The organism is Streptomyces sp. ID05-39B, assembly GCF_033794725.1.
Taxonomy (GTDB): Bacteria; Actinomycetota; Actinomycetes; order Streptomycetales; family Streptomycetaceae; genus Streptomyces; species Streptomyces bobili.
Map to the genome: position 1 here is coordinate 1 of NZ_JARGEF010000379.1, position 5,213 is coordinate 5,213.

The window sequence follows — 5,213 nt, forward strand, 5'->3', positions numbered from 1 at the left end:
GGTGACGCTATGTCGGAAACATCCCGGAACCGATTCCCAGCCCTGTCCGCCCGGAGGGCCGAGGGCGGACAGGGCTGGGAATCGGTTCCGGGATGTTTCCGACATAGCGTCACCTGCTGGTACGTCAGCCGTCGGCCAGGCCCATGGAGCGCGGCCACGCTCCCGCCACGTACCGCCATGGCTCGGCCGAGCGGGGGTAGACGAAACGGGGTAGACGAAAGCGGAGCGTTTCCACACGACGCCCGCAACGCGCCGACCGCAAGGCGCTGACCGCGGCGCACCACCCGAGACGTACCGGCCGATACGCACCCGCCGAGACGCGCGACCGAGAAGGAGACCCCCAGTGCCCCTCACGTTCCGCAAGAGTTTCCGCATCCTTCCGGGGGTGCGGCTGAACATCAACCGGCGTTCGTGGTCCATCACCACCGGCGGCGGCTCGCACGGCCCGCGCCATACCCGCAGCAGTACCGGGCGTCATACGACATCGGTGGATTTGCCCGGACCTTTCGGGTGGCGCCGCACCCGTACCGCCAGGCGGCGCTGACAGGGCATCACCCGATCGGACCCCCCAAGAGGCGCGATCTCATATCTGAGATAACCTCAGCCCCATGGCAGACGACTACCTCGTACGCATCGGCAGGCTCATCCGTGACGCCCGGCAGCACAGGGGCTGGACACAGGCGCAGCTGGCCGAGGCGCTCGGAACAAGCCAGAGCGCCGTCAACCGCATCGAGCGCGGGAACCAAAACATCAGCCTTGAGATGATCGCTCGAATCGGTGAAGCCCTGGACAGTGAAATCGTCTCACTGGGCTACGCCGGCCCGATGCATCTGCGCGTCGTGGGCGGCCGACGGCTGTCCGGCGCCATCGACGTGAAGACCAGCAAGAACGCGTGCGTGGCCCTGCTGTGCGCCTCGCTGCTCAACCGGGGACGTACGGTGCTGCGCCGGGTCGCCCGCATCGAGGAGGTCTACCGCCTCCTGGAGGTGCTCAGCTCGATCGGCGTACGGGCACGCTGGATCAACGACGGTGTCGACCTGGAGATCGTGCCGCCGGCCGAGCTGGACATGGCGGCGATCGATGCCGAGGCAGCCGTACGCACCCGCTCGATCATCATGTTCTTCGGCCCGCTGCTGCACCGCATGGACCAGTTCAAGCTGCCGTACGCCGGCGGCTGCGACCTCGGGACGCGGACCATCGAGCCGCACATGATCGCTCTGCGCAGGTTCGGGCTGGACATCGCGGCGACGGAGGGGCAGTACCACGCCGTCGTCGACCGTGGCGTCCGCCCGGACCGCCCGATCGTGCTGACCGAGCGCGGGGACACCGTGACGGAGAACGCGCTGCTGGCCGCCGCCCGGCACGACGGGGTAACCGTTATCCGCAACGCCTCCTCCAACTACATGGTCCAGGACCTCTGCTTCTTCCTGGAGGCGCTCGGCGTCAAGGTCGAGGGCATCGGCACGACGACGCTCACCGTGCACGGCGTGCCGGACATCGACGTCGACGTGGACTACTCCCCCTCCGAGGACCCGGTCGAGGCGATGAGCCTGCTGGCCGCCGCCGTCGTCACGGAGTCGGAGCTGACGGTGCGCCGGGTGCCGATCGAGTTCCTCGAGATCGAGCTGGCCGTGCTGGAGGAGATGGGCCTCGATCACGACCGTACGCCGGAGTACGTCGCCGACAACGGCCGTACCCGCCTGGTGGACCTCACCGTCCGGCCGTCGAAGCTGGAGGCGCCGATCGACAAGATCCACCCGATGCCCTTCCCCGGCCTGAACATCGACAACGTGCCGTTCTTCGCGGCGATCGCGGCCGTCGCCCAGGGCAAGACCCTCATCCACGACTGGGTCTACGACAACCGTGCGATCTACCTGACCGACCTCAACCGCCTCGGCGGCCGGCTCCAGCTCCTCGACCCGCACCGGGTCCTGGTGGAGGGCCCCACCCGCTGGCGCGCCGCCGAGATGATGTGCCCGCCGGCCCTGCGGCCCGCGGTGGTCGTCCTGCTGGCGATGATGGCGGCGGAGGGCACGTCGGTGCTGCGCAACGTCTATGTCATCAACCGCGGTTACGAGGACCTGGCCGAGCGCCTCAACACGATCGGGGCGCAGATCGAGATCTTCCGGGACATCTGACGGGCGGGGTGTCGTGCCCCTTGGGGACACGGGGCACGACATCCCTAAACACGCGACGACCTGTGGCTATACCCTTTCTCGGCCTTCCATTGATCACCGCTGTTCTTCATCACCTTGTGCAACGCGTGTGCAAGATGATCTTCAATGGGTGACGATGTATCAGGAATACCTGATAGCCCGTCACCTTTCACGGAGAGTGCTCGCCGGAGGGGCCTCGCAATGCCCGCACCGACGCTGCCACTGGCGTTCCTGCAAGTCGGAGTCGACTACGACCAGTTTCGGCCCGGACCTCTACACGTACCGGGCGAACATTCGCCCAGCCGCCTCGGAACCCGGGGTGATACGCCTCGGTCCCCGGCTCGTTGATCAGTGCCATGGCCAGGGTGTTCTACACGGTCAGGACGAGTGCGGTGCGGGCACGGCGCGTGGCGCGATCGAGTCGACGCACGGGGCGTACCAGCGGGAGGGGATGGCGGGCGCGTACATCGACGCCAGCAAGGTCATCAAGACCACGAAGGGGCCGGCGAAGCCGCCGTTCGGCATAACGTTCAAAGCCCTCTCCTACGCTCCACGCAGCGGTGGAGACGAACGCAGGACGTAAGCTGACGTGAGCAGTCAGATGAGGGATCTCGGGAATCGCCGAACGTCATCGGAGACTGGCAGGACTATCAGTCCGATGAGTGGGCCGGCCTGCGTGTACGGGTTGCACATCCTCACGAGGGGAGTGCCTCCACAGGGTCGTGGGGCGAGGCGAAGGGGCTGACGTACGTCTCGTCCCAGGTGACGTTCGAGAACCGCCGTTCCACACAGCTCTCCATCGATTTGTGCGGCCATCCCCGCCACTCAGACGTCCGTGTGGGACGAGACGGCCACGGCGCCTTCGTGGATGAGTACGGCTCCAGCGACATCCGAGGCTTCAACCTCTATCCACAACGGCGGGCGACAGCCACCGTCTACGCCGCCTCATCCCCCGCACAGTTGCGGCAACTGGACATCCAATTCAGTCCGCAGGTCGACGGTGAGCAAGCGTTCGCATACCTCTGGGTCGGCGGACTCGGCATCCACGAGGGCTCAACGGGAAGGAACTCTCTCGCGTCAGGAGCTGATTCCGGCATGGCCCGCGAGGTGGAACGTTTCCTGGAGGAGACGGCTCCCGGTTCCTGAAACCACCATGTGCGACCCCGGGCGCCTGCAGCTCTGACCCTCAACCGGGCCAGCGCTGTCTTCAGGTTTCCAACCCAAGACCTGCGCATGACGAGAGCGATCGCGCCTGGTGGTGCCGCACCCTGCTTCCTGATGACGTTTTCCCAGATCGCCGTGTGGGGCAGTCTCCCCTGTGCGGCCGCGTGCTGGCTCGTCCAAAGGCGTCTGTCCACCGGCTGTCCACCGCTGCGCCCCCTCCGGGCGGCGTCCAGTGACGCGCCACCACTGGAGGACCATCGCGACGCGCATCACGATGTGTCCGAGGACACGGGCCTGCGAGCTTCGCCCCCCAGGGCGTGTCCGGCAGTCGTAGAAGTCGGCCCTGAACCGGAGCAGCACGGTCAGGGGGCAGAGGCCCGTTTCGGTCCGTCCGGAAGAGCCCTCCCTCGTGTCCTCGGGGGAGGCTCCGACGAGCGGGGACCCGACCGCTCAGGCCTGGCGGTGCGATACGACCGTACGGATACGGTCGGGCGGATCCGCGTGTCTCGGCCCACCGGGCCGGAAGGGGCACGTACGGACGCCGCGCCCCCGTACAGACGTCAGGCCGTACGGAAGTGACGCTCCGTCCGGTCAGTGCCCGCCCGGCTGAAGTCCCCCCGGCTGAAGCCCGGCGTCGCGGGCGAGGAGGGCGGCCTGGACGCGGTTGTCGCAGTCGAGCTTGGTGAGGATGCGGCTGACGTACGTCTTCACCGTGGCCTCGCTCATATGCAGCCGCCGCCCCGCGTCCGCGTTGGAGAGCCCCTCCCCGAGCAGCGCCAGCACCTCGCGCTCCCGGGTGGTGAGCCCGTCGAGCCGGCGCCGCGCGGCCTCCCCGCGCGTGGTGGCCCCAGTGGCGGAGAGCACGTCCGCCACATGCCGGGTGGCCGCGGGTGAGAGATACGCGTTGCCCGCCGCCGCGGCCCGCACCGCCTGGATCAGCTCGTCGGGCGCGGAGTCCTTCAGCAGGAACCCCGCACCGCCGTGGCCGAGCGTCCGCAGTACGTTGTCCCGCTCGCCGAAGGTGGTGAGGATCAGGACCCGTACCTTCGGCGCGGCGCGGCCGAGCTCGACCAGCGCCGTCAGCCCGTCCATCACCGGCATCTGGATGTCCAGCAGCGCCACGTTGATCCCGCCGCCCCGGGCCTTCTCCACCGCCTCGCGGCCGTCCCCGGCCTCGGCGACCACGTCGATGTCGTCGGCCGAGGTGAGGATCATTCTGATGCCGGCCCTGATGAGCGGCTCGTCGTCGGCGACGAGGACCCGGATCACACAACCTCCTGCGCGGTGCCGATCATGACATTGTCAAGGAGAACGGACGGAGTGGCCCCGCCATCATGCCCTGTACGGGCCGACCCGCCGCACGGAGCCCCGCATCACGTCGCCTTGTACGTCTCCTTGGAGACCAACTTCCCGTCCTGGAAGCAGAACCGGAAGACGGTGAGGAAGTCGACCCCCTGGTCGTCCTCGGAGGTGAAGTGTCGGCACGTCGCTCCGTCGGGCAGCTTGGGCCCCTGGTCCGCCAGGTCCGAGGTGAGCCACGAGTCCTCTTCGGGGAGCCTGGCCCGGATGTCTGCCTCGGCGTCCCCGACCTTCGCCTCCTCGTAGACGCTCGGCAAGATCTCCGCCTTCTTCACCTCTTCCGTCATGACGCCGATCCCCCAGACGCCCAGGCCGATGACGCCCGCGACGAGGACGACGGCGGTGACGGCGCAGCCGATGGCGACGTTCTTCCTGGTACTCATAATGGCGGTGAACTCCCTCTGTGGATCGGCCCCGTTGATGACCGTTCCACCGTCGTCCACCGCCCCCGGACCCAGCTGCCCCCGAACGTCGCGAGCCGGTACGACGGAGGTCGCGCCGTACGGCCCCGCGCCCCGGGCACCTCGGGGGACA

5 protein-coding genes and 1 pseudogene are annotated in these 5,213 nt (G+C 68.1%); 3 read left to right on the top strand and 3 right to left on the bottom strand.

All coding sequences use genetic code 11. The annotated features are described in order from the left end of the window. Positions 1-343 precede the first annotated feature (343 nt). Both P1P75_RS39415 and P1P75_RS39420 read left to right on the top strand, forming a co-directional pair. On the top strand, positions 344-544 hold the full coding sequence (locus tag P1P75_RS39415) for a DUF4236 domain-containing protein (protein ID WP_319264439.1): 201 nt from the start codon (positions 344-346) through the stop codon (positions 542-544). A 64-nt stretch (positions 545-608) separates the two neighbouring features. After that, positions 609-2,138, top strand: coding sequence for a UDP-N-acetylglucosamine 1-carboxyvinyltransferase (locus tag P1P75_RS39420; protein WP_319264441.1), 1,530 nt, complete (start codon positions 609-611; stop codon positions 2,136-2,138). Positions 2,139-2,534: 396 nt separating this feature from the next. On the opposite strand, the gene P1P75_RS39425 is transcribed toward P1P75_RS39420, so the two are convergent. Beyond that, the gene (locus P1P75_RS39425; RefSeq protein ID WP_192806773.1) at positions 2,535-2,690 is read right to left on the bottom strand and encodes a hypothetical protein; all 156 of its coding nucleotides are present in this window, start codon (positions 2,688-2,690) and stop codon (positions 2,535-2,537) included. Between the two features lie 330 nt (positions 2,691-3,020). Here P1P75_RS39425 and P1P75_RS39430 point away from each other — a divergent pair, with 330 nt between their 5' ends. After that, positions 3,021-3,302, top strand: coding sequence for a hypothetical protein (locus P1P75_RS39430; protein WP_319264443.1), 282 nt, complete (start codon positions 3,021-3,023; stop codon positions 3,300-3,302). 609 nt (positions 3,303-3,911) lie between these two features. On the opposite strand, the gene P1P75_RS39435 is transcribed toward P1P75_RS39430, so the two are convergent. Both P1P75_RS39435 and P1P75_RS39440 read right to left on the bottom strand, forming a co-directional pair. Beyond that, positions 3,912-4,589 (bottom strand): response regulator transcription factor, encoded by a 678-nt coding sequence (locus P1P75_RS39435; protein ID WP_319264445.1) that lies wholly within the window; start codon positions 4,587-4,589, stop codon positions 3,912-3,914. Positions 4,590-4,693: 104 nt separating this feature from the next. Beyond that, a pseudogene (locus tag P1P75_RS39440) lies at positions 4,694-5,213 on the bottom strand (two-component sensor histidine kinase); the annotation flags it as partial.